We start from the raw sequence: 25,122 nt of genomic DNA, 5'->3' as shown, positions 1-25,122 counted from the left end.
AAGTCCGGAGACCGCTCAGCGCCTGGCTACAAAACCCTGCACCGACGCCACTTGCTCCGGACCAAGCATCGGGTGCCTGGGGCTGCGACTGTACTCGCACCACTCCCGATCGAAGACCCAGGCCAGGGTCGGTACCAGCCCGGCGAAAAAGCGTTCGGCCGCCGACCCGGCACCCTGCGGCAACGGCAGCTGGAACTGCCGGCAGGCGACCCTCAGCGCACGCAAGCGGCGCCGCGGCGTAGGGTGGAGGTCGTGGCGCCGGTCGCGCACGCCCTCCACGACATCCGCGCAGGCAGCGGCAGCCTGGGCATAGCCGGCGAGTACGCCGTGCCCCATCTCACGGAACGGACGCACACGCGAGCCGGCATCCGATGACCTTAAGGCCTGAACCCGCGGCCAGTAGTCGTGCTCGAGAAAATGCGCCTTGCGGCTCAACTCGACGAGGGTCTCGCCGACCAACTCGGCACCAACCAGTCGCGCGGCCACCGCATCGGCTTCGAACTCCTCCATCCGCGCAAGCCGCTGCATGTCCAGGAAGTAGCGCTCCGCCGCACGATCGAGCCAGCGACCATCGCCGACCTCATCATCGATCACGGCATTGAGGATGCGCGCCCACCATGCGCGCACATGAGCGGACCAGCCGTCACGCCCGCGTCGCTGCGCAGCCAGATGGCCGAATTCGTGCGCCAGCACGGCAGCGAACTGCTCGGGGGAGACGCTATGCACCAAGGGCAAACCGACGAGCAATTCGGTCCGCAGCGGCCCTACCAGGTTAAGCGCCGGGCGCTGCATCACGGCAGCATTGATTTCTCCGGTTATGCGCACGACGTGCACCGGGGCTACCGCAGTCTGCGCCGCAAGTTCGTCCAGCAGCGCGAACAGATCGGGCGCAACCGCCCTCGGCAGGCGGACACCCTCCGCAACTGGGACACCCGTCGACAAGGCATTCAGCAAACCGACCGCGGCGAGGGCCATGACCAGCATCGCCCCCACCCACATCACGGTCTCCACGGGTTGACCGGACTCGATCGCCAACCAGGCCCGTGCCGCGCATGCCGCAGCGACCACCAACACCAGCAAGCCGGTCGCCAGCACCGCGGCCACGCCGCCGATCGCCCACCACGTCAGGCGCCGCGCGAGCCGGGCGCGCAGGCGGATGACGCTGGATCGGGGTTCGAAATCGTGCATTCGGGCAGGCGCACGGTCGTGGACGAGCCGAGGAGTGTAACCAAGAATCACGCCCTGCGCAGCCGTGGGCCGCCCCCTACCTTGGTGCACGTGCGAAAGACCTCGCTAAACGGACACGAAGCGCTTATAGTCCAGCCTCGCTGCGGTGCACCAGTCGTTCGCAGCGTCTCCTGAAACGATCCGCACGGCCTCGGCCCGGATCCCTTTCCCGCAGCCCGGATTGGTGTCGCCGTACAACGCGCGACGGGCTCGCGCCGGACCATCGAATGAACCCCGAACTGACTTTTGCCAGCCTCGCGCTGGCGGAACCCATCCTGCGCGCCATCGGCGAGGCGGGCTACACCCACCCCACGCCCATCCAGGCCCAGGCCATTCCCCAGGTGCTTGCCGGCGGTGACCTGCTCGCAGCGGCCCAGACCGGCACCGGCAAGACCGCAGGTTTCACCCTGCCGGTGCTGCACATGCTGGCAGCCACCCATGCACACCCGCATCCGCCCGGGCGACCGCGCTGCCTCATCCTCACGCCCACGCGCGAGCTCGCGGCGCAGGTCGAGGAGTCGGTCAAGACCTATGGCAAGCACCTGCCGCTCAGCTCGCTGGTCATGTTCGGCGGTGTCAACATCAACCCGCAGATCAGTGCGCTGAAGAAGCGGGTGGACATCCTGGTCGCCACGCCGGGCCGCCTGCTCGACCACGTCAGCCAGCGCACGCTCGACCTGTCGGGCGTGGAGATCCTGGTACTCGACGAAGCGGACCGCATGCTCGACATGGGCTTCATCCGCGACATCCGCAAGATCCTCGCCCTGCTCCCCAAGAAGCGCCAGAACCTGCTGTTCTCGGCGACCTTCTCCGACGAGATCCGCGAACTCGCCAACGGCCTGCTGCACAAGCCTGGCACCGTGGAGGTGGCACCGCGCAACACCACGGCCGAGCGAGTGGACCAGGCCGTCTACGAAGTGGGCCAGAAGCACAAGCGAGAACTGCTCGCGCACCTGATCAAGGAGAAGCAGTGGTTCCAGGCGCTGGTGTTCACCCGCACCAAGCATGGCGCCAACAAGCTGGCCGAGTACCTCAGCAAACACGACATCCCTGCGGCCGCCATCCATGGCAACAAGAGCCAGGCCGCACGCACGCGCGCACTGGCGCAGTTCAAGGACGGCTCGCTGCCCGTGCTGGTCGCCACCGACATCGCCGCACGCGGCCTGGATATCGATCAGCTGCCGCAGGTGGTCAACTTCGAGCTCCCCAATGTGCCCGAGGACTACGTGCACCGCATCGGCCGCACCGGCCGCGCCGGTGCCGCAGGCCACGCGATCTCGCTGGTCGACCGGGAAGAGCTCAAGCTGCTGACGGCGATCGAGCGTCTGATCAAGCGCCGCATCGAGCGTGCGACCGCGGAAGATTTCGTCCCCAGTGCCGGCGCCGAGGCTGCACATGATGCCGACCATCGGCGCGAACCCCTGCAGCGTCGCGGCGGCGGGCGCCCCGGCCAGAGCCAGGGGCGTGCCGCCAGCGGCGATGCAGCGCGCGGCGGCAATCGTGGCAACGGCGGGCGCAGCTCATCGGTCGCCAAGACCGACGGCCGCACTCAGCCGCGCGCCCATGGCGACGTCGACGGCAATCGCCGGCCGGCGCCCCGCCCCGATGTCGATGGCAACCGCGGCAACAGCGGGCGCGCCCCAGGCGCAGACGGCAATCGCGCGCCGCACGGGCAGGGCCGCGGCACGAGCGGACGACCTGCCCAGCGTCCGGCCCTGTTCGCGGCCAAGCCCGGCAGCGGCAATCGCTGACCTCCCCGGGGCCCCACCCCGGGTAATCGCTGTCAGGCGCCCCCTTCGCAGCGCCTGCAGAGACCGTTTAAGATTGAAGCAAGGATGCATCCACGCCTGACACGTGTCCTGGCGCGCACTGCGCGTACCAGGATACGTGACGGGCATTCGCTTTGCGCTTCTTCATCCAGGCGGAACGACTCATGGGGCCTCATGGCGACGATCTGGTCGAGTTCATCGACGACTCCCCTCTGCCTGGGCCTGCGCCGGCCCATGGAAGACGCAGCTGGACCGTTCTCATCGTCGACGACGACGAGGACGTCCATGAGAGCACCCGTTTCGCCCTCCGCGGCCTGGACATAGAGGAGCGCCCACTGCGCCTGCTCCACGCCCATTCGGCGGCGGAATGCATGGCCGTGTTGCGCGCAGAGCGCGACGTCGCGGTCGTGCTGCTCGACGTGGTGATGGAGGCCTCCGACGCCGGGCTCGTCGCGGTGGAAGGCATCCGCGGCGCACTGGGCCTGCACAACACGCGCATCATCCTGCGCACCGGCCAGCCCGGCCAGGCGCCCGAGATCGACACGATCCGCCGCTATGACATCAACGACTACAAGACCAAGAGCGAACTCACTCGCACCAAGCTGTTTACCTCGCTGACCGCGGCAATCCGCTCCTACGCGCAGTTGTGTCAGCTCGACGAGAGCCGCAGGGGCCTGGAGCAGATCGTGGCCTCCAGCCACCACCTGATGGCGCACGACGGCGTACAGGGCTTCGCCGCCGGGGTGATCACCCAGATCGCCGGCCTGTTCGGCATCCCCTCGGAGGGACTGGTGTGCGCAAGCGCCAGCGGCGACCCGGACAGCCTGACCGCAGAACAACTCAGGATCATCGCTGCGGCGGGCTGCTTCAGCCACCTCGTCCAGCACCCCGTCTCCGAGATCGGCGATCCGCAGATCATCTCGAACCTCACCCGCTGCCTGCGCGAACAGCGCAACCTCGTAACCGAAACCAGTGTCACGCTGTGCTTTTCCGGCCACGAGGATACCCGCTATGCCGTGTTCATCGATTCACCCGAACCCCTGGGCGACGTCGATCGCGAACTGCTCGGCGTGTTCTGCACCAACATCTCGCTGTGCGCGGACAACGTCGAACTGGTCACCCGGCTGCGCGAGATCGCCTTTGTCGACCCCTTGCTGGGTCTGCCCAACCGTAGCGCCTTCGTCCAGCACCTGGACACTGCGATCGAGGCCGACGCCCTCGCGGGCTGCACGATCGCCCTCATCGACCTCGACCAGTTTGCCGAGACGAACGACATGTTCGGCCACGTCTATGGCGACCGCCTGCTTGGCGCCATCGCCAGCCGCCTTCGCAAGGCCCTGCCGGGCTCATGCACGATCGCGCGGGTCTCGGGCGATGTGTTCGCGATCTGCGGCGACGAAACCCTGGTGTCGCCCGCCCACCTCGCACCACTATTCGAAACCCCTTACGTGTTCGACGGTATCGAGCGCCCGGTGTCGGCGTGCATGGGCTTCGTGCGAGCCGACACCGGCTCCAGCGCTGGGGCCGAACTGCTCAAGGATGCATCCATCGCGCTCAAGCGCGCCAAGGCGCGCGGACAGGGCGAGCACGAGTTCTACACCTCGGCAATCGGGCTGGAGTCGCGCCAGCACACCCGGCTGCTGCACGAACTGCAGCAATCCTTCGGCAGCGATGCGCTCTTTCTCGCTTTCCAGCCGCAGCTCTCACTGGAAAGCGGACGGGTCACCGGCGTGGAGGCCCTGCTGCGCTGGCGCAGGGCCGATGGCAGCTTCGTCCCGCCAGACCAGTTCATCCCGGTAGCCGAGCGCTCCGGCATCATCACCCTGCTGGGGAACTGGGTCATGCGCACCGCACTGGGCGCACTCGCGCAACTCGACCATGCCGGCTTCAGCGACATCCGCATGGCCATCAACGTCTCGCCCGCTCAGTTGCGCGACCGCAGCTATGCCGAACAGCTCGGCCTCGCCCTGCAGGAGAGCGGGGTGGCGCCAGGGCTGCTCGAACTGGAGATCACCGAGTCAGTGGCCGTCATGGGCATGGCCCGGGTGTCCGCGCTTCTCGCCGAAGTCAAGGCACTGGGCGTCGAGATCGCGATCGATGATTTCGGGACCGGCTTTTCATCGCTGTCCTACCTCGACCAGCTCCCGGTGGACCGGCTCAAGATCGACCGCAGCTTCATCGCCCTGCTCGACAGCTGCCGCCCCGGCGCCCGCATTGCGGAGATGATCGTACCCCTCGGCCATTGCCTTGGCATCGCGGTGCTTGCCGAGGGTGTGGAGACCGAACGCCAGGCCGAACGCCTGCGCGCGATGGGCTGCAACGAAGCGCAAGGCTACCTCTACGCGCGACCGATGCCGCTCGATGCGCTCTTGCAGTGGCTGCAGTCATACCGGACAAGAGTCGCATGAGCGTACAACGCATCCTCATCTTTCTGCTCGCGGCCTTGCTGGCAGCATGCGGCAAACCCGAGCCGATCGTGATTGGCTTCATCGCCGGCCTCTCCAATCGCACCACAGACACCGGTGAAGCGGCGCGCAATGCGCTCACCCTTGCCATCGAGGAGCGCAACGCGGCGGGTGGCATCGGAGGCCGTCCGCTGCGACTGCTGGTCGGTGACGACGGCCAGGACGCTGCCACTGCTCACCAAGCCATGCAAGCGCTGATCCGTGCCCGCCCGGCGGTGATTGTCGGCCCGTACACCAGCGCGATGGCCGATGTCATCCTCCCGCTGGCCGACGCAGCAGGCGTCGTTGTCCTCAGCCCTGTCATCACGGCAATGCACTTCGTCGGCAAGGACGACATGCTGATCCGGCTCAACCGCAGCACGCGCGACAATGCCGCGGACTATGCCCGCGTGCTAGCCGAACGCGGCCTGCACCGGCTGGCTGTGGCTTACGACGTACGCAACCGGGCATTCTCCGAGTCCTGGCTCACCGAACTGCGCAGCCAGTTCCCAGCCTACGGCGGAGAGGTCATTGCCGCGGTCGAGTTCGAATCCACCGCAGATACGATGTTCAGCGAGGTCGCCGCACGCCTTCTCGAAACCGAACCCGATGGGCTGCTGTTCATCGCCAATGCAGTGGATGTCGCGCGGCTGGCACAACAGACGCGCAAGCTCTCACCAAACATGCCGCTCGCTGCCGCGGAATGGGCCGCAAGCGAACAGCTGGTGGAGCTCGGCGGCCAGGCCGTGAACGGACTGTTGATCGCGCAATCCCACGATCGCACCGACGAAGCGCCTCGCTTCACTGCCTTCCGCGACGCCTACCGGGCCCGTTTCCAGCGCGACCCCGGCTATAGCGCGATCGCCAGCTACGATGCCGGCATCGTGCTGTTCCAGGCACTGGAACGGCGCAAGAGCGGGCAGTCCGTGAAGGACGCCGTCCTGCGCCACGGTCCCTACCCCGGCTTGCAGCACCTGATCGAGATCGACGCCTTCGGCGACAGCACGCGGCCGATCCATTTCGCAGAGATCCGCGACGGCCAGTTCGTCCTGGTGCGCTGAATGACCCTCCGGAACTGGCGGCTGCGCAGCTTCGTCGTTGCCATCATGGCCGCCACGACCGTCATGGTCGTGGTGCTGGTGGTAGCGGCCCTGCTCGCGATCAGCATTCCCGCCCTCGAAGATGAGACCCAGCGCGAAGTGCAGTTGCAGGCCAACGACCACGCCAACCGCACACAGATCGTGCTCGGTGCTCTTGAGTCGCGCCTGGAGGTGGTAGGCGAGAGTCATGCTCTGGTTGACGCAGAGGTATTCGCGGGCGTCCTCGACATGATCATCGCGCGCACTCCGATGCTGCGAGCGCTTTACCTCGTCGATGCCAACGGGCGTGTGACAGCGGCAGGACTGGACTCGTCGATGAGCCGGCTACGCAGCGAGATCCTCGGTAGCGATCTGTCATCCACCCCCTTGTTGCGCGCAACCCAGGCGACCCGCAGTACGACCTGGAGTGACACCTACCTGTCCGCGCTCTCGGGGGTGCTCACCGTTGGCGTCGCGACACCGGCCGGTGACTCGCACGTACTGATCGGCGAGGTGCCGCTCGACGCCGTAATGAGCACCCTGGAAGAAACCGGCAGCACTCGCCTTGCCGCACTCTGGGTAATCGATAGCCGTGGCGAGGTCATCACCGAGTCCCGCCACGGCCCGGGTGCCCGACGCATGAATCTCAACGGCCTGCCGCTTCTTCAGGCCAGCCTTGCAGGCACCCCCCTGCCCCCCTACATCGACTTCGAAGGACAGCGCTACCACGCCGGGCTGGCGCTCTCGGAGGCCCTCAACTGGCGCTTCGTCACCATTGCCCCGACCGGCCTCGACAACCCACGTGTGAGCCGTATGGTGATCGCCATCGGGGCGGCGTTCGCGATCGCCTTGTTGCTCGGCGTACTGCTGTCACGCAGCCTCGCGCAGCTTCTGCTCGCGCCACTGAACAGCATCATTGCCCAGGCCCGCGACACAGCGCACGGCAGGCAGGGCCACTGGCCGCGTGGCCCGGTGGTCGAGCTCAATGCCCTGTCCGGCGACCTTGAGGCGATGGCCGCGCACCTGCAATCGCTCAACCTCGACCTGGAGCAGCGCGTAGCCCAGCGCACCGAGGCCCTCGCCGAAAGCAACCGTTCGCTGCAGGCCACGCTGGCAGAGCTCGAGCGCACCCAGCACGAACTCGTACGCGCCGAAAAGATGGCCGCCCTCGGCGGCCTGGTGGCCGGCGTCGCCCACGAACTCAACACTCCGATCGGCAACGGGCTGATGGCGGTGAGCACGCTGCAGGGGCAGGCCGGCGACTTCCGCCGCTGCATGCAAGCCGGGCTGCGACGCTCGGACCTCGATGCCTTCCTGCTCAACGTAGACCAGGCGGCAGACATCGCAACGCGGAACCTGAGCCGTGCCGCCGACCTTGTGACCAGCTTCAAGCAGGTCGCCGTGGATCAGTCGAGTGCCCAGCGCCGTCGCTTCATGCTCGACGAGGTCGTCGACGAGATCATCATCACGCTGCGGCCCTCGATCAGACGCCTGCCGTTCTCGATCGAGACCGACATCCAGCCCGGCCTGGAACTCGACAGCTATCCGGGCCCGCTCGGGCAGGTCCTGGCCAACCTCATCAACAACGCCTTGATCCACGCATTCGAAGATCGCGAGCAGGGCACGATCGTCATCGCCGCACGCCGCGCTGAGGACGGACGCATCAGGCTGACCGTCAGCGATGATGGACAAGGCATGGACGCAAGCGTACTGGAGCAGGTGTTCGAACCCTTCTTCACCACGCGCAAGGGGCGCGGCGGTACCGGACTGGGCCTGCACATCGCCTTCAACGCCGTCGCCAACGTGTTGGGCGGCAGCCTCACGGCCAGCAGCGCAAAGGGCAGGGGCAGTTGCTTCGAACTGCACATCCCAGCGATTGCCCCAAGCATGAGCGAAACAGGCGCGACAGCCTGACGCCACATCGCATCCATACGTACCAGTATGGAACCCGGTATAATCCGCGGTTACGCCACTAAAAGCACCGTTGCCACGGAGGACAGCATGACCGAGCCGCAAGCCCTTTATCTCGAACGGCGCATGACACCCGCCGATGCCGCCGGCTTCGTGCGCGACGGCGACACGGTGGTCGTACCCACCGGCGTCGGTGAGCCGCCCGCGCTGCTGCACGCACTGTCCGAACGCCGCAACGCGCTGCGCGACGTCGCGGTGAGCCAGATCCTGCCGCTGCGCAAGTTTGCCTACCTCGACCCCGAGACGCGCGCGAACATCCGCCACGACGCCTACTTCTTCGGCGGCGCCACCCGTGCAGGTGGCCAGGCGGGCTGGGTGGACTTCATTCCCGCCTACTTCTCCGAGCTGCCGATGCTGATCGACCGCGGCCTGTCGCCGGCCGACGTGGTGGTGTCGATGGCCTCGCCGATGGACGAGCACGGTTACTTCAGCCTGGCGCTGGCGCCCGACTACACGATGGCAGCGATCCGGCGCGCCCGCGTGGTGCTGCTCGAAGTGAACCCGAACGTGCCGTTCGCCAACGGCAACTGCCACATCCACATCTCGCAGGTCACCGGCCTGGTCGAAAGCGCCGAGGAGCTGTTCGAGGTCGGCCTGCCACAGATCGGCCCGGTACAGGAAGCCATCGGCAAGTACGTCGCCGACCTCATCGACGACGGCGCCACACTGCAGATCGGCTACGGCGGCATCCCCGACGCGGTCGTCATGCAGCTGCAGCACAAGCGCGACCTCGGCATCCACACCGAGATGATCGGCGACGGCATCCTGTCGCTGATCGAATCCGGCGCCGTCACCAACCGCCAGAAAACCTTCATGCCGGGCAAGACGGTTGCCACCTTCGCGCTCGGCTCGCGGCGCCTGTATCGCCACCTGCATCGCAACCCGGCGGTCGAGATGCACCCGGTGGACTTCACCAACGACCCCTACATCGCAGCGCGCAACGACAAGCTGTGCGCGATCAACGCCACGCTGCAGATCGACCTGCTCGGCCAGTGCGGCTCGGAGAGCCTGGGCCACCTGCCCTACTCGGGTACCGGCGGCCAGGTGGACTTCGTGCGCGCAGCCAACCGTTCGAAGGACGGCAAGGCCTTCATCGTGCTGCCGTCGACGGCAAAGAACGACACCGTGTCGCGGATCGCGCCAGTGCTCTCGCCCGGCACTCATGTCACCACGAGCAAGAACGACATCAACTACGTGGTGACCGAGTATGGCGTCGCCGAACTTCGCGGCAAGACCGCCAAGCAACGCGCGCAAGCGCTGATCGGCATTGCCCACCCCGACTTCCGCGCCGAACTGCGCGAAGCTGCAAAGCGCATGGGGCTGCTGTAAGCGAAACCGGGAAGTCGTGCTGCAGGGCGATCGCCCCGCAGCACGGATCGCTCAGAGGATGACGGTGATTTCCTCGCGACGCACCAGTTCGGAACCGAAGTCCAGGGCATCGAGCGCAAGCGCATCGCGCGCCGTCACCACGCCAAGCGGACGACGGTCGGCATCGACCACCGGCACGTGGCGCACGCCGTTCTCGAACATCAGATGCAGGGCATGGCCGAAGGGCTTGTCATCGGTCAGCGTCTGCGGGTTGTGGGTCATCACCTCACCGACCGGCGTGGCGTCGGGATCGAGGCCGGCGGCAAGCACGCGGAAAGTGGCGTCCCGTTCGGTGAAGATGCCGGTGAGCACGCCATGCTCGGTGATGAGGGCAGCGCTGCAGTGCAGGTCCTGCATCATGCGGGTGACTTCGCGCACCGGCTTGAAGATCGAGACGCTGACGAAGGGACGCTCGGCGAGAACCTGATGGATCGGACGGCTGGGCATGATCTGTCTCCTGATGCTCTTGTGGAAAGGCACAGTTATCAAAGCTTCAACCGTGCCAGCTTCGGCACCCTCTGCCGCAACCCGACAGCAGGCGCCAAACACCTGTTTTAGCGCATCTTTTTGACAGCATAATGACGTTACAAGAATATTGCAGCGCAATATCCCGCCTGCAGCATGCCTCACCAGCGTGCATGGACAGCATGGCTCGCACCGCGACGGTGCAAGCGAGGACGCTCAGTCCTCAACCTTCTTGCACTGCGCCATGGCCTCGCCCATGCGTACCGGCCGCGCTGCGACCCACTCGGAACTGAAGCGCAGCACGTCGCGCGGGAACAGCATCACCACGGTTGAACCGAGCAGGAAACGCCCCATTTCAGCGCCCTGCTCGAGCACGACCTCGCCCTCGGCGTAAGCGCGCTTCTCGATGTCCGGCCGCCGCGGCGGATTGACGACGCCGTGCCATACGGTCGCCATGCTGCCGACGATGGTCGCACCCACCAGCACCATCACGAAGGGCCCGAACTCGCCCTCGAATACGCACACCACACGCTCGTTACGCGCAAACAAGCCCGGTACGCCGCGCGCGGTGGCCGGATTGACCGAGAACAGTTCGCCAGGCACGTAGATCATCTGGGTGAGGCGTCCCGCGCAGGGCATGTGGATGCGGTGGTAGTCGCGCGGCGACAGGTACAGGGTGGCGAAGTCACCGTCCTCGAAGCAGGCAGCCAGGCTGCGGTCGCCACCCACGAGCGCAGCGGTGGAATAGAAGTGCCCCTTGGCCTGAAAGATCTGGTCGCGCTCGATGGGTCCGAACTGGCTGATCGCACCATCCACCGGGCACACGAAGTCGGCCTCGGCATGCGGCCGCGCACCTTCGCGCAGCGGGCGGGTGAAAAATGCGTTGAAGCTGGCGTAGCTTGCCGGATCGGGATTGGCCGCTTCGGCCATATCCACGCCGTAGCGCTTGATGAACCAGCGGATAACGGCAGTGGTCACGCGTCCGCCCTCGAGACCGGCCAGCTTGCCGGCAAGCTGGGTAAGCAGACGCTTGGGCAGGACGTACTGCAGGGCAACGGTGAGACGTTCGGACACGGCGAGATCCTGGACAAGAGCGGCGCAGCAGGCGCCAAGGCCACGATTATAGCGGCCGCCCCGGTCTCACCCTATGCCAGCAGCAGCGATGCGGCGATCCCCCACAGCATCAGGGCGACCAGCCCGTCCAGCACGCGCCACGCCAGCGGACGGGAGAACAGCGGCACGAGCAGACGCGCACCGTAGCCGAGCAGCACGAACCACACGATCGACGCACTGATCGCACCGGCGGCGAAAAGCGGACGCAGATCCTCCGCCTGCTGGCTACCGATCGAGCCGAGCAGCACCACGGTATCGAGATAGGCGTGCGGGTTGAGCAGGCTGAAACCGGCCGCCGCGAGCAGGGCCTGGCCTCGCGACATGCGTTTGTGCTCGGCGAGGTTCATTTCCCGCCCCCCGCGCAGCGCCGAGCGCAGGGCGCGGCCACCGTACCAGAGCAGGAATGCGGCGCCACCGTAGCGCGCCATTGCCATCAGGTCCGGGCTGGCGACGAAAAGGCTGCCAAGCCCTGCGATGCCGACCAGGATCAGCGCCATGTCGCACAGTGCCGACACGCTCACGGTCAGCAGCACGTGCTCGCCGCGCAGCCCCTGGCGCAGCACGTGGGCGTTCTGCGCGCCGATCGCCATGATCAGGCCAAGCGTGAGGATGAAGCCGTTTAAGTAGACATTGCTCATGATGCGTTCCGTTGTCGTTATGGGTCGGCGGCAGCGCCCGCGCGATCCTTTGTATGCAGCGAGCGGTGCAGCACCGCAATGACCCAATGTAGCGCTGCAGAAACGTACTATTAAGTAAAATCGATTTAATTCATTTTCGACAAAAACTGCTAATGGTCGACCATCGCCTGCTCGCCTTCGAAGCCGTGCTGCAGGAAGGCGGCTTTGAGCGCGCCGCGCGCCGCCTGGCGCTCACCCAGTCCGCGGTGTCGCAACGGGTGAAGCTGCTGGAGGCCGAACTCGGCCAGGTGCTGCTGGTGCGCAGCAAGCCGGTGCGCCCGACGCCGGCCGGCCGTCGCCTGCTGCCTTACCTCGCCCAGCTACGACTGATGGAGACCGAAGCGCGACGCGCCCTGGAGCCGGGACAGCGCCACGGCCCGATGCGGCTTGCGGTTGGCGTCAACGCCGACTCGCTCGCAACCTGGTTCATAGGCGCCGTCGCCGAAGTGGTCCGTGAAGAGGGCCTGGTCCTCGACTGCGTGGTGGACGACCAGGATCACACTCATGCCCTGCTGGCCGACGGCGAGGTACTGGGCTGTGTCTCCACCCGCCCGGATCCGATGCGCGGCTGCGCGGCGATCCGGCTTGGCGAGATGCCTTACCTGTGCGCTGCCTCGCCGGCCTTCCGCGCACGCTGGTTCCCGCGCGGCCTCAGCCGCAGCGCGCTGGCGCACGCGCCGGCGATCATCTTTGGCCGCAACGACGACATGCACGAGGCCTTCCTGCAGCGTCACTTCGGGCTGGATACCGGGCAGTACCCTCACCACGTCGTACCCTCTTCCGAGGGCTTCATGGCCTTCGCGGTCGCCGGCCTGGGTTACGGCTTCATCCCCGAGATCCAGGCCCGCGCCCACCTGGCGCGGGGCGAGCTGATCGACCTCGCCCCGCAACGTGAGGAGGTGGTGCTTTACTGGCACCACTGGCAGGTACAGTCCCCGGTGATGGCGCGGCTCGCAGGCGCGATCGCGGAAGCCGCCGCGAGAGCGCTGGGTACGCCCTGATGACCAGCCCCCTGCAATCGCCCTTACCGCGCTGTTCGGTGGAAAGCGGCGCCAGCCGTGAAGGGTTGAAGGCGATGGGGGTTGGGCGGAACGACGAAAGGCTCGCGACTTGCGTCGCTCCTACAGCACACCGCGCGCGCCCCTCGTAGGAGCGGCGCCAGCCGCGAGGGGGTGACGGCGATGGGGGTGGGCGGGTGCGACGAAAGGCTCGCGACTTGCGTCGCTCCTACCGCACACCGCGCGCGCCCCTGTAGGAGCGGCGCCAGCCGCGAGGGGGTGAAGGCGATGGGGGTGGGCGGGTGCGACGAAAGGCTCGCGACTTGCGTCGCTCCTACCGCACACCGCGCGCGCCCCTGTAGGAGCGGCGCCAGCCGCGAGGGGTTGAAGGCGATGGGGGTGGCGGGTGCGACGAAAGGCTCGCGACTTGCGTCGCTCCTATGGCACGCCATCGGGCGGCGCGACGTGCCTACGCCGCGCGGGCGTTGCCAGCCAACAGGGCCGCAACGGCGGTCGGGTTGGAAGGGAACCAGAAATGCATGTAGGAGGCGGTAATCGAGCCGAGCCGATACACCGCCTCGCCCTCGCCGCCATCCGGCCGTTGCGCACGCAGCCAGGGCTCGAGCGGTGTCACGGTCTTCGAATAGTGGAAGGTGTGACCGGTGATACGCCCTTCGGGCAGGTCCGCCTGCTGCATGCCGAGTGCAGCCAGACGCTGCTGCATGATCGCCCGCCCCGGCAGCACGCCGGCAAAGGCGTGCTCGACGCCTGCCTTGTCCACCACAGCTTCGAGCAGGCTCATCATGCCACCGCACTCGGCAAGCAGCGCCCGTCCGGCCGCCACGTGGGCATGGAGGTCGGCGCGCAGGCGCACGTTGGCCGCCAGCGCCGCGCCGTGCAACTCGGGATAGCCACCAGGCAGCCATACCGCGGCGCTGCCCGCCGGCAGCGTCTCGCCTGCGAGCGGGGAGAAGAACGCCAGATCGGCACCCAGTGCGCGCAAGGTGTCAAGATTGGCCGGATAGATGAAGCCGTAGGCAGCATCGCGAGCAATGGCGATGCGCTGCCCCGCAAGCAGCGGCGGGGGTGCGGGCAGCGCCATTGGCGGAAAACTCACCGCGGGCGGCAGCGCGGCCGCGCCCGTCTGCTGCAGATGATCGGCAAGGCGGTCGAGGCGCTCGTCCAGGTCGGCGATCTCCGCCGCCTGCAGCAGGCCAAGGTGGCGCTCTGGCAGCGCAGCCTCGGCGTCGCGCATGACTGCGCCGAACCAGCGCATGCCCGCAGGCAGCGCCGCACGTAGCATGTCGGCATGGCGCGCGCTACCGACGTGGTTGGCAAGTACCCCCGCAAAGGGCAGTCCCGGCTGATAGTGCGCCAGGCCGTGTGCGACGGCGCCGAAGGTCTGCGCCATCGCGCGTGCGTCGATCACGGCCATCACCGGGATCCCGAAACGGCGTGCAATGTCGGCGGCGGAAGGGGTGCCATCGTAGAGCCCCATCACGCCTTCGACCAGGATCAGGTCTGCCTCGCCGGCGGCAGCGTACAGGCGCGCAGCAATGTCGGCCTCGCCGCACATGCCGAGGTCGATGTTATGCACCGGAGCCCCGCTCGCCACCGCATGGATCTGCGGGTCGAGGAAGTCCGGCCCGCACTTGAACACCCGCACCCGCCGTCCGAGCCGGGTGTGCATGCGCGCAAGCGCCGCGGTGATGGTGGTCTTGCCCTGGCCGGAGGCCGGTGCGGCAACGAGCAGCGCCGGGCAGGCACGCCCCCCTGCAGCGCTCACGCTGCGCCCTTGCCGTGCACCACGGCGCAACCGGCATGCGGCAGCGGCGAGGACTTGGGCTGGTCCTGGGGTTCGAACCAGGCGAGCTTGGGGTACAGGCCGACCACGCTGCCGATCACCGTCAGCGAGGGCGGGCGCACACCTTCTTCCAGCACACGCTGCGCCAGGGTGGCGAGGTCGGCCACCACCACGCGCTGGGCGTGCGTGGTACCGCGCTCAATGACCCCGGCCGGCGTCTCCGGCGGCAGGCCGTGGGCGACGAACTGCGCACAGATATCGGCCAACCGCGAAATGCCCATGTAGATCACCACAGTCTGATGCGGACGCGCCAGCATCGGCCAGTCGAGGTCGACCTTGCCCTCTTTGAGGAAGCCGGTTGCGAACACGACGGACTGGGCGTGGTCGCGGTGAGTGAGCGGAATGCCCGCGTACGCCGCGACACCCGCCGCCGCGGTTACGCCGGGGATGACCTCGACCGGGATGCCCGCATCGACCAGCACCTCCATCTCCTCGCCCCCACGACCGAAGATGAAGGGGTCGCCGCCTTTCAGGCGCACGACACGCTTGCCTTGCTGCGCGAGCTCCAGCAGCAGCTGGTTGATCTCGTCCTGAGGCAGCGAGTGGTCGGCGGCCTTCTTGCCGACGTAGATCCGCTCCGCCGCGGCAGGCGCGAGCTCGACGATGGCTGGGCTAACGAGGTTGTCGTACACGACGACATCCGCCCCGGCCACCAGTCGCGCACCGCGCAGCGTGAACAGCTCCGGATCACCAGGGCCTGCCCCCACCAGATACACCCAGCCGGGCTGGGGACCGGGACGATGAACGGCAAGATCGGGAATAGTCATGTCAATTGCTCCATACCGGCCGCCGCCTTCGCCCCTGCGGCGATGTCAAATGCGTCCAGCTTCATGTCGATGACGCCGCCCGGCGTGCCAGGTCGCGTCCAGAGGGCGAGAGCGTACGTCCTTACGACGCGCAATGCACGCTCGGCCACAGGCTAAGGCGCCTTCTGTGGCGCGCATCCGGGCAGACGCGCTCGGCCTCTGCATCAGCTTCAACGGCTTCACTCGCCGGGGCACCTCAGTCCGGCAGGAACACCACCCGCCCTTCGTGCTCGATGCGGCGCAATGGGTGACCAAAAGCCTGGCCAAGCAGGTCGGCACGCAGCACAGCGTCGCGGTCACCGGCAATCACTCCGCCGCGGCCATCGAGCAGGATGATGTGGTCGGCATAGCGTGCAGCAAGGTTGATGTCGTGCAGCACCATCACGCTGCCGCGCCCCGTTCCAGGCTCGCGCACCAGGCGCTGGAACAGCTCGAGTGTGGCGATCTGGTGGTGCAGATCGAGGTGGTTGAGCGGCTCGTCGAGCAGGAACAGCCGCGGCGCCTGCGTCAGCAGTGCGGCGATCGCCACGCGCTGGCGCTCGCCGCCCGACAGCGTATGCACCGCGCGCTGCTCGAAGCCCGCCAGCCCCACCTCGGCCAGCGTCCGGCGCGCGATCGCAACATCCTCCGCACTCTCCCAGCCCCAGCGCCCGAGGTGCGGGTGGCGCCCCACCAGCACGGTCTCAAGCACACCGGCGGCGAAGGGGTCGGGCTGCTGCTGGGCGAGCAGACCGCGATAGCGCGCGGCCTCGAGTGCAGGCCACGCCGCATACGGCAGGCCGCCCAGGCGTACCTGCCCCACCGTGGGCTCGCGCAGGCCGGCGAGCGTATGCAACAGCGTGGTCTTGCCAGCGCCGTTGGGCCCGAGCAGCACCAGGCACTCGCCCGCGGCCAGGCTCAGGCTGAACTCGCAGCACAGCCAGCGCTCTCCCACCTGCAGTGCGAGGCGTTCGGCCTCGAGCAAGGGTGCGGCATCGACGGGCAGGCGGCGCGCGGCGTTCATGTGCTGCTGCGCGGACTGCGCGAAAGCAGGAACAGGAACACCGGCACGCCGATCATCGCGGTGAGCACGCCGACCGGCAGTTGCTGCGGCGCCAGCATGGTGCGCGCCGCGGTGTCGGCCAGGGTGAGCAGGGTGCCGCCCACCAGCGCCGCCGCGGGGATGAGCACGCGCTGGTCATTGCCGAGGACGAGCCGCACCAGGTGCGGCACGATGAGGCCAACGAAACCCACCGAGCCAACCAGCGTGACCGCGGTGGCGGTAAGCAGCGAGGCCAGCACGTAGAGCACGATGCGCAGCCGTTGCACGCGCACGCCGAGCGCACGCGCCGTAAGCTCGCCACGCGCGAGCACGTTCAGATCACGCGCGAACGGCATCACCGCCAGCAGCGCCAGTACCAGCACGACCACTGCCGGCCACGGCCGCGCCGCCGCGCTGGCGTCGCCCATCATCCAGAACAGCATCGGCATCACCCGCGTATCCGATGCCAGCGCCAGCATCATCGACACCGCCGCGCCACAGCCGGCCGCGACGATGACGCCGGTGAGCAACAGCCGCGTCTGCGTCCAGCTGCCGTCGCCGTGCGCCAGGCCGAACACCACCAGCATCGCCGTGAGTGCACCGGCAAAGGCCATCGCATCGATCCAGAACGCCGCTGCCCCGAGCGTGATTGCTCCCAGCGCCCCCACCGCCGCCCCACCCGAGATGCCAAGGATGTAGGGGTCGGCAAGCGGGTTGCGCAGCAGCACCTGCATGAGCGCGCCCGCGGTGGCGAGCAGGCCGCCACTGACGAACGCCGCGACGGCGCGGGGGAGGCGGAGCTCGAGGATGATGGCGGCCTGCAGATGCTGCGCGCCACTCAAAGCGGCAGCAACATCTGCAAGCCCCATCGGAATCTCACCCGCCACCAGCGCTGCGAACAATGCGCCGCAGCCCAGCGCTGCAAGCGCGATCAGCGAAAGCACGTGCCGGCGACGACATGACATGGCCGGGCCCCCGAATGCGCGACTTCAGGACTCAGCGCGGCGCATAGCGCACACCGATGAACACGCCAGCACCCGGTGTTCCATAGCCACGCGCCGTCTCATACTGCTTGTCGAACACATTGTCTGCGCGCGCCTCGACTGACCAGTCGCGATCGATTGCATAGCGTGCGGTCAGGTTAACGAGTCCGTAGCCGCCGAGCCGGTTGGTTTCGAAGTTGGTGTCGTACCGCGACCCGACCAGCGCCCACTCCCCACCAAGCGTCCATGCCCCAATCGTTCGCGTGGCAGAGACATTCATCGACTGCTTGGCACGCCGCCCCAGCCGGAACCCGGTCGTACGGTCCTTTGCATCGAGGAAGTCCGCGTTGGCTGCGAAGTCCCAACCATCGACGTTGAGCGCATAGGCGAGCGTGAGGCCACGGATCCTGGCCTTGTCTACGTTCGCGTAGCCGCCGCTCCAGCCGATCATGTCCTCGATCGTGTTGATGAAATAGGTCGCGGAAACCAGCTGGTTACCGCTTGCCCAGGTCAGCCCCAGTTCGCGATTAAGCGCATTCTCCGGTTTCAGGTCCGGATTGCCGTAGGAGACGTTGTAGAGCTGGTCAAGGCTCGGACTCTTGAATGCCTTGCTGACGCCTGCGCTTGCACGCAAGTCGGGCGCAAGCTGATAGCCGTAGGACACCCCGCCGGTAAGCTTGTCCCCGTAGCGGCTATGGTCGTCGTGGCGGACATTTGCCTGCCAGCTATGTGGCCCCAGATCGGCAGTCCAGCCCAGGCCAAGAGAGTCGATCTGCACATTTCCCTCGGCGAAGGTCTCGCGCGGGCGCGCCACCTGCTCGAAGCGTTCGACCACGACAAGTCCCGTCCCGATCGGCAGCGCGATGTCGTTCTGCCAACTCAAGGTCTTGTTGGTGCTCTCCCGCCGGGTGATGCCCAAAGGATCCCAGGGCGCGGGCTCGCTGTAGTCCGCACGATCCTCGTCGGTGCGCCCATACGACAGGCGACTGGACCACGACGAGGTCAGGCGGTTTCGGACGAATGCGTTGAATACCGAGGTCTTGAAGCTCGCACGGTCATCGAAGTTGCCGCTACCGCCAAAACTGTCGTATTGCACCGTTCCCGACTGTTCAAGGAAGGAAACGCCCACTTCGTGCCCCTCGGCAGGATGGAAGGACAGCGCACCACCATAGCCCTCGTTGCGGTAACGATCGTCATCCGCATCGCGATTGCTGGCGCCCCTGCGGGACGAAAAGCCATCGGTGTTCAGCGAGTTGACGTGAAGGCGGAAGCGCCACCGCTCATCCCCACCCGACACTGCCAGATCGCCCTGACGCGTATCCCGACTGCCAGCACCGGCATATCCGTCCAGGCGCAGCCCGGGCTCAGCCGTGCGGGTGATGATGTTGATCACTCCGCCAATGGCGTCCGCGCCGTAGATCGCACTCGCGGCCCCACGGACGATCTCGATACGCTCTACGTTGTTGAGCGACAGGTACTGCAGCGACGAACCCGACAAGGCAGTGGAGTTGAACGGGACACCGTCGACCAGAATCTTGGTCTGATCCGGTTTCGTGCCCCGCAGGTAGAGGCTGACCGATGCGCCGGGACCACCATTGCGGGCAAACTGGACACCGGGCTGGCGGCCAAGCAGGTCGACGACGTTGGATGCCGCGGCGCGCTCGATCTGGGTGCGATCGATCACGGTGACGTCGGCGAGCAGTTCGTTGGCCTTGACCGGCTGACGCGTTGCGGTAACGACAACCGTCGGAGCAATGTGCTCCTGAGCGTAGACCGGCACGGCAAGGACTGCCGACGCCAGGCCGCCAATACAGAGGCCAAGTTGGGAATAACGCAGATTCATCGAAAAGACTCCCTGAGCTGCGCAATGCGTCCCCGCATGCGACAAGCCATCCAGCACATGGACGCACCACGACCCAGGTAGAACCGAAGAGAGCAGAAAGAGAAACCACCACGCCCGTCGCCGCCACCCCGCGGCACATCCGCCATTTCGCGCTCCGGCCGGTCTCCGGGCTCGTGCGCTGTGCCGGCGGAGCCGGACGGATGGATCGCCTTCCCGGGTCGAGGACCCAGTGGCTGCATGACCCACCTTGCGCGCACTTACCGTTGCGGGGGCAGCACAGGCATTGCGGCCTCGTTTGCGAGGGGCCGCGCACCTGTTTCCCGTTTAACCCTGGGCGAGAAACGCCCGTGGGCACCGATAACGCGTTGCCCCTTCCGGGGCAGTCGGCGCGGATGATACCGTACGGGGCGGTATCGTGCACTGCAATAAGATACAGACGTTCCCTACACAAGGACCCGCCAGAACAATGACATGCGAACTGATCCTCGGTGGCGCCCGCTCCGGCAAGAGCCGCGAGGCCGAGCGCCGGGCGGCGGCGTCGGGGCTGGCGGTGACGGTGATCGCCACCGCCGAGGCGCTGGATGCGGAGATGGCTGCGCGCATCCGGCGCCACCAGGCCGACCGCCCCGCCGGCTGGCGCACAGTGGAGGCGCCGATTGCGCTCGCGGACACGCTGCGCGAAGCCTCCGCCCCCGGGCACTGCCTGGTGGTCGACTGCCTGACGCTGTGGCTGAGCAACCTGCTCACCGATGCCCACCACCTACCCCCGGGCGCGAGCGCCGAAGACTTGCCTGCCTTCCGCCGCGAGCGCGACGCATTGCTGGCCGTGCTGCCGACCCTGCCGGGGCACATCATCCTCGTCGCCAACGAAGTTGGCCTGGGACTGGTCCCCGAGACCGCGCTTGGCCGGCTCTTCCGCGACGAGGCGGGCCGACTCAACCAAGCGGTTGCGGCAGCGTGCCCACGCGTGGTGTTCGTCGCTGCAGGGCTGCCGCTGGTGCTCAAGGACGGCTAAACTCGCGCTCATTCCGTCTGCATCCTGCAGGCCCGCGACCCGGCATTCGTAAATCATGAACTTCCAGCTCTCCCAGCCCGACACCCTGCTCAGCGCTGCCATCCAGCACAAGATCGACCGCAAGACCAAGCCAGTGGGCGCGCTCGGGCGGCTCGAGGCGCTCGCGCTACAGATCGCACTGGTGCAGCAGACGCCTGCCCCCGAGCTGCACCAACCGCACATCGTCGTCTTTGCCGGCGACCATGGCGCGGCACGCGCCGGGGTATCGGCCTACCCGCAGGACGTGACCTGGCAGATGGTGGAGAACTTCCTCGCCGGCGGGGCCGCGATCAACGTCTTCAGCCGCCAGATGGGGCTGGGGCTGAGCGTGGTCGACGCAGGCGTGAATCATGAGTTCGGCAAGCGCCCGGGCCTGATCGACGCCAAGATCGGCCCCGGCACGGCGAGCTACATCGACCGCCCGGCGATGACGCCGGCGCAGCGCGACGCCGCCCTCGAGCGTGGGCGCGGCATCGCCCATGCACTCGCCGGCAACGGCAGCAACTGCATCGGCTTCGGCGAGATGGGGATCGGCAACACCGCCTCGGCGTCCCTGATCACCCATTGCCTGGTGGGTGCCGACCACGACGCCGAGCTCTACAACGTCACCGGCCGCGGCACCGGGCTGGATGACGCCGGCCTTTTCCGCAAGCGCAGCCTACTGGCGCAAGCGCTCGAGCGCGGCGGCCGGCCGAGCGATCCGCTGGCAGTGCTGGCCGAGTACGGCGGCTTCGAGATCGCGATGATGGCCGGCGCCATGCTCGGCGCGGCCGAAAAGCGCATGCTGCTGCTGATCGACGGCTTCATCGTCACCTCGGCATTGCTTGTCGCCTACGCCATCGATCCGCGCATCCTCGCCTACTGCGTGTTCGCCCACCGATCGCAGGAGCCGGGCCACCGCGTGCAGCTCGACTTCCTGCAGGTCGAGCCGCTGATGGAGCTCGACCTGCGCCTGGGCGAGGGCACGGGCGCAGCGCTCGCCTTCCCGCTGGCGCAGGCGGCGGTCAACTTCCTCAACGAAATGGCGAGCTTCGAGTCGGCTGGCGTCAGCGACCAGGGCTGAAGCCCGATGCGCACGCAGCTCGAACTGTTCTGCATCGCCCTCGGCTACTTCACCCGCATCCCGGTGCCGGGCTGGGTGGCGTGGGCACCGGAGCGCCTCACCCACGCCGCACGCTGGCTTCCGCTGGTGGGCTGGGTGGTGGGTGGCACAGGTGCGGCAAGCCTGCTGCTGTTCGCCCAGTTCCTCCCGGCCAGCCTGGCGGTGATCCTGTCCATGGCAGTGACGATCCGCCTTACCGGCGCCTTCCACGAAGACGGCTTCGCCGACAGCTGCGACGGTCTCGGCGGCGGCTGGGACAAGGCGCAGATCCTGGCGATCATGAAGGACTCGCGCATCGGCAGCTATGGCGCCATCGGCCTGGTGCTGATGCTGCTCGCCAAGGCTGCGGCGCTGATCGAGCTGGCCGCGGCCAGCCCCGCCACCGCCGCGACCGCCCTCTTCGTCGCCCACGCGCTGTCGCGCCTGGCGGCCAACGCGGTGCTGCACGCCCTGCCCTATGCGCGCAGCGACGACAGCAGCAAGGCAGCGGCCGTCGTCGGCCACCTGGGCCGCAAGGACCTCCTCATCGCCGCCGCCTGCGGCCTGCTGCCCGCGTTCGTGCTGCTCGCGCCGCTGCCTGCGCTGGCCGCGCTGAGCCTGGCGGCGCTGCTCACCGTATGGCTGGCCCGCCTCTTCCTGCGCCGCCTGGGCGGCCACACCGGCGACCTGCTGGGCGCGGTGCAGCAGGTGACGGAGCTGGCGTGCTACGTCGGCCTCGTCGCCGTCAGCCTCTGAGCACCTGGGATATACTTCAACCATATCCATGCAGAACGAGGTGAGGCCATGACGAGCTCCTCGCAAACCACCGTCTTTCGCAGCAACAAGACTCAGGCCGTGCGACTGCCCAAGGCGCTCGAGCTGCCCGAATCGGTGAAGAAGGTCAGGATCACCGCGATCGGCAATACCCGCATCATCACACCCGCCGAAGCGAGCTGGGACGCCTGGTTCGACGGCCCCGACGTCAGTGCCGACTTCTTGAGCAGCCGCGACCAGCCTGCGGACCAGGTGCGCGAGGCCTGGTGAGCATGCTCAAGTACCTGCTCGACACCAACATCGTCATCTACACCATCAAGAACAAGCCTGCCCAGGTGCGCGAACGCTTTCGCCAGCACGACGGCCAGATGGCCATCTCCAGCGTCAGCCTGGGCGAGCTCGTGTTCGGCGCCGAGCGCTCGGCCCAGCCGGAGGCGAACCTGGCCGTCGTCGAGGGCTTTGTCGCCCGTGTCGAGTCGCTGGATTTCGATGCCGCCGCCGCCCACCACTTCGGCCAGATTCGCGCCGAGCTCTGCCGCGCCGGCCGCCCCATCGGCCCCTACGACATGATGATCGCCGCCCACGCGCGCTCGCGCGGCCTCATCCTGGTGACCAACAACACCTCGGAGTTCGAGCGCGTTGCAGGCTTGCGGCTCGAGAACTGGGCCTGACGCGGCACGATCACCGACGCAAGCCCGGCCGCACTGCCCTCAGCCTCTCCACGCCCATGCAACTCCATCTCATCCGCCACCCCCGTCCCGCTGTCGCGCCCGGCATCTGCTATGGCCAGACCGACCTTGGCCTTGCCGAATGCCCGGCCACCGTCGCCGAGCGCCTGCGCCCGCTGCTGCCCGAAACCTTCGCCCTGCACACAAGCCCGCTCGCGCGCGCACGCCTGCTCGCCGAAGCGCTCGGCACGCCGCGCGAGGATGACCGCCTCAAGGAAATCCACTTCGGTGACTGGGAGGGCCGCAGCTTCGCCGACATCGGTCGCGCGATCGACGACTGGGCAGCTGACCCGCTCGGCTTTCGCGCACCGGGCGGCGAGTCGCCGCGCGAGATGGCCGCGCGGGTGCTGGCGTGGCTGGAGGAGGCAACGGGTAATGGGGGACAGACCCCGATTTCCACGGAAATTGGGGTCTGTCCCCCATTACCGGAGGCGGTGGTCGTGGTGGCCCATGGCGGGCCGCTGCGCGCAATCGCCGGGCACCTGCTCGGCATGCCGCCCGAACGCTGGATCGGGCTCGACTTCGGCTGCGGGCAGGTGACGCGGATCGACGTCGAGCGTTGGGGGGTGGTGTTGAAGTGGTTCAATCGCTGAAGCGTCGCTCGCAGTGAAGCGGCCCTTCCAGCTTGCGACATGCGCACACACCACCTATCTTACAAATCTAAACTTCAACTTTAGATTTGTAAGATGATCCCGCGATCGGCTCTCTCGACCCTTCAGCGCCTGGCGCGTGGTTTCCCCGTGATCGCCATCACCGGCCCGCGCCAGGCCGGCAAGACCACGCTCGCTCAGCAAACCTTTGCCGACAAGGCGTATGTTTCGCTCGAGAACCCGGAGGAGCGCGAGTTTGCCGAATCCGACCCCAGGCGCTTTCTTGCCCGCTTCGAGGGCGGCGCCATATTCGATGAGGTTCAGCGCTGCCCTCAGCTTCTGTCGTGGCTGCAGGGCATCGTCGACACGCGCAAGCGCATGGGTGACTTCGTGCTCACCGGCTCCCAGCAGTTCGAGCTCGTCTCGGGCATGACACAGTCGCTCGCGGGCCGGGTGGGCCGAGTCGAGTTGCTCGCGCTCTCCACCCAGGAGCTCGCCGCGGCTGCTCGCCTGCCCGCGCGCCTCGACGACATGCTGTTCAAGGGTGGCTACCCCGCCCTGTACGACCGCGACCTGAGCCCGGAAGATTGGTTCGCCAATTACGTCGCCACCTACCTGGAGCGCGACGTCCGCCAACTGATCGCGATACGCGACCTCACCCAGTTTCAGCGCTTCGTGCGCATGTGTGCCGCACGCTCCGGCCAACTGCTAAACCTGAGCGCGCTCGGTGCCGACTGCGGCATCACCGCGGTCACCGCGCGCGAGTGGCTGTCCGTGCTTGAGGCCAGCTATCTGGTGGCGCGCATCCCGCCCTACTTCGAGAACTTCGGCAAGCGCCTGGTGAAGACACCCAAGCTCTACTTCCTCGATGTCGGCCTGATGTGCTGGCTGCTCGGCATCCGCGACGCCGAGACGATCGCCACCCACGCCATGCGCGGCACGCTGTTCGAAACCTGGGTCGTCTCCGAATTCATCAAACAGCAGTTCAATGCGGGCCGCCCCGCCGACCTTTACTTCTGGCGCGACAACGTGGGCCATGAGGTGGACCTGCTGTTCGAGACGCGGGACGGTCTGCAGGCGGTGGAAATCAAGTCTGGCCACACCTTCGCCAGCGACTGGCCGGCTTCCGCCCTGAAGTGGCAGAAATTGAGCGGCAGCCCCCTGGCACCGTGGATCATCTACGGAGGCGAGGGGGAATATGAACGCCAGGCTTGCCTCGCACTCGGCTGGCAAACCTTCGCCAAGCGGGACGTATCCGCCCGATGAG

General features: G+C 67.3%; 22 protein-coding genes and 1 riboswitch. Of the genes, 13 read left to right on the top strand and 9 right to left on the bottom strand.

The window, feature by feature from the left end; translation table 11 throughout:
- Positions 1–15: 15 nt before the first annotated feature.
- A complete protein-coding gene (locus LQF09_RS03215; RefSeq protein ID WP_002930316.1) occupies positions 16–1,188 on the bottom strand; it encodes a M48 family metallopeptidase in 1,173 nt (390 codons plus the stop codon).
- 266 nt (positions 1,189–1,454) lie between these two features.
- On the opposite strand from LQF09_RS03215, the gene LQF09_RS03210 reads away from it, so the two are divergent.
- The 5 genes from LQF09_RS03210 (at position 1,455) to LQF09_RS03190 (ending at position 9,819) form a co-directional block, all read left to right on the top strand.
- A complete protein-coding gene (locus tag LQF09_RS03210; protein ID WP_270069199.1) occupies positions 1,455–2,978 on the top strand; it encodes a DEAD/DEAH box helicase in 1,524 nt (507 codons plus the stop codon).
- A gap of 182 nt (positions 2,979–3,160) precedes the next feature.
- Entirely contained in the window at positions 3,161–5,404 is a 2,244-nt protein-coding gene (locus LQF09_RS03205) for a GGDEF/EAL domain-containing response regulator (RefSeq protein ID WP_270069198.1), read from the top strand.
- A complete protein-coding gene (locus LQF09_RS03200; RefSeq protein WP_270069197.1) occupies positions 5,401–6,501 on the top strand; it encodes an ABC transporter substrate-binding protein in 1,101 nt (366 codons plus the stop codon). The genes LQF09_RS03205 and LQF09_RS03200 overlap by 4 nt, the downstream gene beginning before the upstream one ends.
- Entirely contained in the window at positions 6,502–8,433 is a 1,932-nt protein-coding gene (locus tag LQF09_RS03195) for a sensor histidine kinase (protein WP_270069196.1), read from the top strand.
- Between the two features lie 87 nt (positions 8,434–8,520).
- Complete coding sequence (locus LQF09_RS03190; protein WP_002930836.1) at positions 8,521–9,819, top strand: acetyl-CoA hydrolase/transferase family protein; 1,299 nt, start codon at positions 8,521–8,523, stop codon at positions 9,817–9,819.
- Between the two features lie 51 nt (positions 9,820–9,870).
- On the opposite strand, the gene LQF09_RS03185 is transcribed toward LQF09_RS03190, so the two are convergent.
- The 3 genes from LQF09_RS03185 to LQF09_RS03175 form a co-directional block, all read right to left on the bottom strand.
- On the bottom strand, positions 9,871–10,305 hold the full coding sequence (locus tag LQF09_RS03185; RefSeq protein ID WP_002930834.1) for a CBS domain-containing protein: 435 nt from the start codon (positions 10,303–10,305) through the stop codon (positions 9,871–9,873).
- A gap of 234 nt (positions 10,306–10,539) precedes the next feature.
- Positions 10,540–11,397 carry an archaetidylserine decarboxylase gene (asd, locus tag LQF09_RS03180; protein ID WP_002930833.1) on the bottom strand — a complete coding sequence of 286 codons (858 nt, stop codon included), beginning with the start codon at positions 11,395–11,397 and terminating at the stop codon, positions 10,540–10,542.
- Positions 11,398–11,468: 71 nt separating this feature from the next.
- Positions 11,469–12,074: a LysE/ArgO family amino acid transporter gene (locus tag LQF09_RS03175; RefSeq protein WP_270069195.1), complete on the bottom strand. Its 606-nt coding sequence runs from the start codon at positions 12,072–12,074 to the stop codon at positions 11,469–11,471.
- Positions 12,075–12,226: 152 nt separating this feature from the next.
- Between LQF09_RS03175 and LQF09_RS03170 the strand changes: the two genes are divergently transcribed.
- Positions 12,227–13,114, top strand: coding sequence for a LysR family transcriptional regulator ArgP (locus tag LQF09_RS03170; protein WP_270069194.1), 888 nt, complete (start codon positions 12,227–12,229; stop codon positions 13,112–13,114).
- A 466-nt stretch (positions 13,115–13,580) separates the two neighbouring features.
- On the opposite strand, the gene LQF09_RS03165 is transcribed toward LQF09_RS03170, so the two are convergent.
- From LQF09_RS03165 to LQF09_RS03145, 5 genes are all read right to left on the bottom strand, one after another.
- Entirely contained in the window at positions 13,581–14,897 is a 1,317-nt protein-coding gene (locus tag LQF09_RS03165) for a cobyrinate a,c-diamide synthase (RefSeq protein WP_270069193.1), read from the bottom strand.
- A complete protein-coding gene (cobA, locus tag LQF09_RS03160) occupies positions 14,894–15,742 on the bottom strand; it encodes a uroporphyrinogen-III C-methyltransferase (RefSeq protein ID WP_270069192.1) in 849 nt (282 codons plus the stop codon). Before cobA ends, LQF09_RS03165 begins: the two co-directional genes overlap by 4 nt.
- A gap of 235 nt (positions 15,743–15,977) precedes the next feature.
- Positions 15,978–16,784, bottom strand: coding sequence for an ABC transporter ATP-binding protein (locus LQF09_RS03155; RefSeq protein ID WP_270069191.1), 807 nt, complete (start codon positions 16,782–16,784; stop codon positions 15,978–15,980).
- A complete protein-coding gene (locus tag LQF09_RS03150; protein ID WP_002942667.1) occupies positions 16,781–17,767 on the bottom strand; it encodes a FecCD family ABC transporter permease in 987 nt (328 codons plus the stop codon). Before LQF09_RS03150 ends, LQF09_RS03155 begins: the two co-directional genes overlap by 4 nt.
- A 31-nt stretch (positions 17,768–17,798) precedes the next feature.
- The gene (locus tag LQF09_RS03145) at positions 17,799–19,628 is read right to left on the bottom strand and encodes a TonB-dependent receptor domain-containing protein (RefSeq protein ID WP_270069190.1); all 1,830 of its coding nucleotides are present in this window, start codon (positions 19,626–19,628) and stop codon (positions 17,799–17,801) included.
- Positions 19,629–19,768: 140 nt separating this feature from the next.
- Positions 19,769–20,002, bottom strand: a riboswitch (cobalamin riboswitch).
- A 92-nt stretch (positions 20,003–20,094) separates the two neighbouring features.
- Here LQF09_RS03145 and cobU point away from each other — a divergent pair.
- The 7 genes from cobU (at position 20,095) to LQF09_RS03110 (ending at position 25,121) form a co-directional block, all read left to right on the top strand.
- Complete coding sequence (gene cobU, locus LQF09_RS03140; RefSeq protein WP_270069189.1) at positions 20,095–20,643, top strand: bifunctional adenosylcobinamide kinase/adenosylcobinamide-phosphate guanylyltransferase; 549 nt, start codon at positions 20,095–20,097, stop codon at positions 20,641–20,643.
- Between the two features lie 55 nt (positions 20,644–20,698).
- Complete coding sequence (cobT, locus tag LQF09_RS03135; RefSeq protein WP_270069188.1) at positions 20,699–21,745, top strand: nicotinate-nucleotide--dimethylbenzimidazole phosphoribosyltransferase; 1,047 nt, start codon at positions 20,699–20,701, stop codon at positions 21,743–21,745.
- A 6-nt stretch (positions 21,746–21,751) separates the two neighbouring features.
- A complete protein-coding gene (locus tag LQF09_RS03130) occupies positions 21,752–22,519 on the top strand; it encodes an adenosylcobinamide-GDP ribazoletransferase (RefSeq protein ID WP_270069187.1) in 768 nt (255 codons plus the stop codon).
- A 48-nt stretch (positions 22,520–22,567) separates the two neighbouring features.
- Positions 22,568–22,807, top strand: coding sequence for a type II toxin-antitoxin system VapB family antitoxin (gene vapB / locus LQF09_RS03125; RefSeq protein WP_270069186.1), 240 nt, complete (start codon positions 22,568–22,570; stop codon positions 22,805–22,807).
- A 2-nt stretch (positions 22,808–22,809) separates the two neighbouring features.
- Positions 22,810–23,208 carry a type II toxin-antitoxin system tRNA(fMet)-specific endonuclease VapC gene (gene vapC / locus LQF09_RS03120; protein ID WP_270069915.1) on the top strand — a complete coding sequence of 133 codons (399 nt, stop codon included), beginning with the start codon at positions 22,810–22,812 and terminating at the stop codon, positions 23,206–23,208.
- Positions 23,209–23,264: 56 nt separating this feature from the next.
- Complete coding sequence (cobC, locus tag LQF09_RS03115; RefSeq protein ID WP_270069185.1) at positions 23,265–23,858, top strand: alpha-ribazole phosphatase family protein; 594 nt, start codon at positions 23,265–23,267, stop codon at positions 23,856–23,858.
- Positions 23,859–23,951: 93 nt separating this feature from the next.
- The gene (locus LQF09_RS03110; protein WP_270069184.1) at positions 23,952–25,121 is read left to right on the top strand and encodes an ATP-binding protein; all 1,170 of its coding nucleotides are present in this window, start codon (positions 23,952–23,954) and stop codon (positions 25,119–25,121) included.
- The last annotated feature ends 1 nt before the right edge of the window (position 25,122 follow it).

This window comes from Thauera sp. WB-2 (genome assembly GCF_027594845.1).
Lineage (GTDB): Bacteria > Pseudomonadota > Gammaproteobacteria > Burkholderiales > Rhodocyclaceae > Thauera > Thauera mechernichensis.
Note: the sequence above shows the minus strand (reverse complement) of the source record. Positions and strands in the feature narration are given on the sequence as shown.

What these genes read in the sequence shown, in the direction of transcription:
- LQF09_RS03215 (WP_002930316.1), bottom strand. Translation starts at nt 1,188, where the DNA reads ATGCACGATTTCGAACCCCGATCCAGCGTCATCCGCCTGCGCGCCCGG.
- LQF09_RS03210 (WP_270069199.1), top strand. Translation starts at nt 1,455, where the DNA reads ATGAACCCCGAACTGACTTTTGCCAGCCTCGCGCTGGCGGAACCCATC.
- LQF09_RS03205 (WP_270069198.1), top strand. Translation starts at nt 3,161, where the DNA reads ATGGGGCCTCATGGCGACGATCTGGTCGAGTTCATCGACGACTCCCCT.
- LQF09_RS03200 (WP_270069197.1), top strand. Translation starts at nt 5,401, where the DNA reads ATGAGCGTACAACGCATCCTCATCTTTCTGCTCGCGGCCTTGCTGGCA.
- LQF09_RS03195 (WP_270069196.1), top strand. Translation starts at nt 6,502, where the DNA reads ATGACCCTCCGGAACTGGCGGCTGCGCAGCTTCGTCGTTGCCATCATG.
- LQF09_RS03190 (WP_002930836.1), top strand. Translation starts at nt 8,521, where the DNA reads ATGACCGAGCCGCAAGCCCTTTATCTCGAACGGCGCATGACACCCGCC.
- LQF09_RS03185 (WP_002930834.1), bottom strand. Translation starts at nt 10,305, where the DNA reads ATGCCCAGCCGTCCGATCCATCAGGTTCTCGCCGAGCGTCCCTTCGTC.
- LQF09_RS03175 (WP_270069195.1), bottom strand. Translation starts at nt 12,074, where the DNA reads ATGAGCAATGTCTACTTAAACGGCTTCATCCTCACGCTTGGCCTGATC.
- LQF09_RS03170 (WP_270069194.1), top strand. Translation starts at nt 12,227, where the DNA reads ATGGTCGACCATCGCCTGCTCGCCTTCGAAGCCGTGCTGCAGGAAGGC.
- cobA (WP_270069192.1), bottom strand. Translation starts at nt 15,742, where the DNA reads ATGACTATTCCCGATCTTGCCGTTCATCGTCCCGGTCCCCAGCCCGGC.
- LQF09_RS03155 (WP_270069191.1), bottom strand. Translation starts at nt 16,784, where the DNA reads ATGAACGCCGCGCGCCGCCTGCCCGTCGATGCCGCACCCTTGCTCGAG.
- LQF09_RS03150 (WP_002942667.1), bottom strand. Translation starts at nt 17,767, where the DNA reads ATGTCATGTCGTCGCCGGCACGTGCTTTCGCTGATCGCGCTTGCAGCG.
- LQF09_RS03145 (WP_270069190.1), bottom strand. Translation starts at nt 19,628, where the DNA reads ATGAATCTGCGTTATTCCCAACTTGGCCTCTGTATTGGCGGCCTGGCG.
- cobU (WP_270069189.1), top strand. Translation starts at nt 20,095, where the DNA reads ATGACATGCGAACTGATCCTCGGTGGCGCCCGCTCCGGCAAGAGCCGC.
- cobT (WP_270069188.1), top strand. Translation starts at nt 20,699, where the DNA reads ATGAACTTCCAGCTCTCCCAGCCCGACACCCTGCTCAGCGCTGCCATC.
- LQF09_RS03130 (WP_270069187.1), top strand. Translation starts at nt 21,752, where the DNA reads ATGCGCACGCAGCTCGAACTGTTCTGCATCGCCCTCGGCTACTTCACC.
- vapB (WP_270069186.1), top strand. Translation starts at nt 22,568, where the DNA reads ATGACGAGCTCCTCGCAAACCACCGTCTTTCGCAGCAACAAGACTCAG.
- vapC (WP_270069915.1), top strand. Translation starts at nt 22,810, where the DNA reads ATGCTCAAGTACCTGCTCGACACCAACATCGTCATCTACACCATCAAG.
- cobC (WP_270069185.1), top strand. Translation starts at nt 23,265, where the DNA reads ATGCAACTCCATCTCATCCGCCACCCCCGTCCCGCTGTCGCGCCCGGC.
- LQF09_RS03110 (WP_270069184.1), top strand. Translation starts at nt 23,952, where the DNA reads ATGATCCCGCGATCGGCTCTCTCGACCCTTCAGCGCCTGGCGCGTGGT.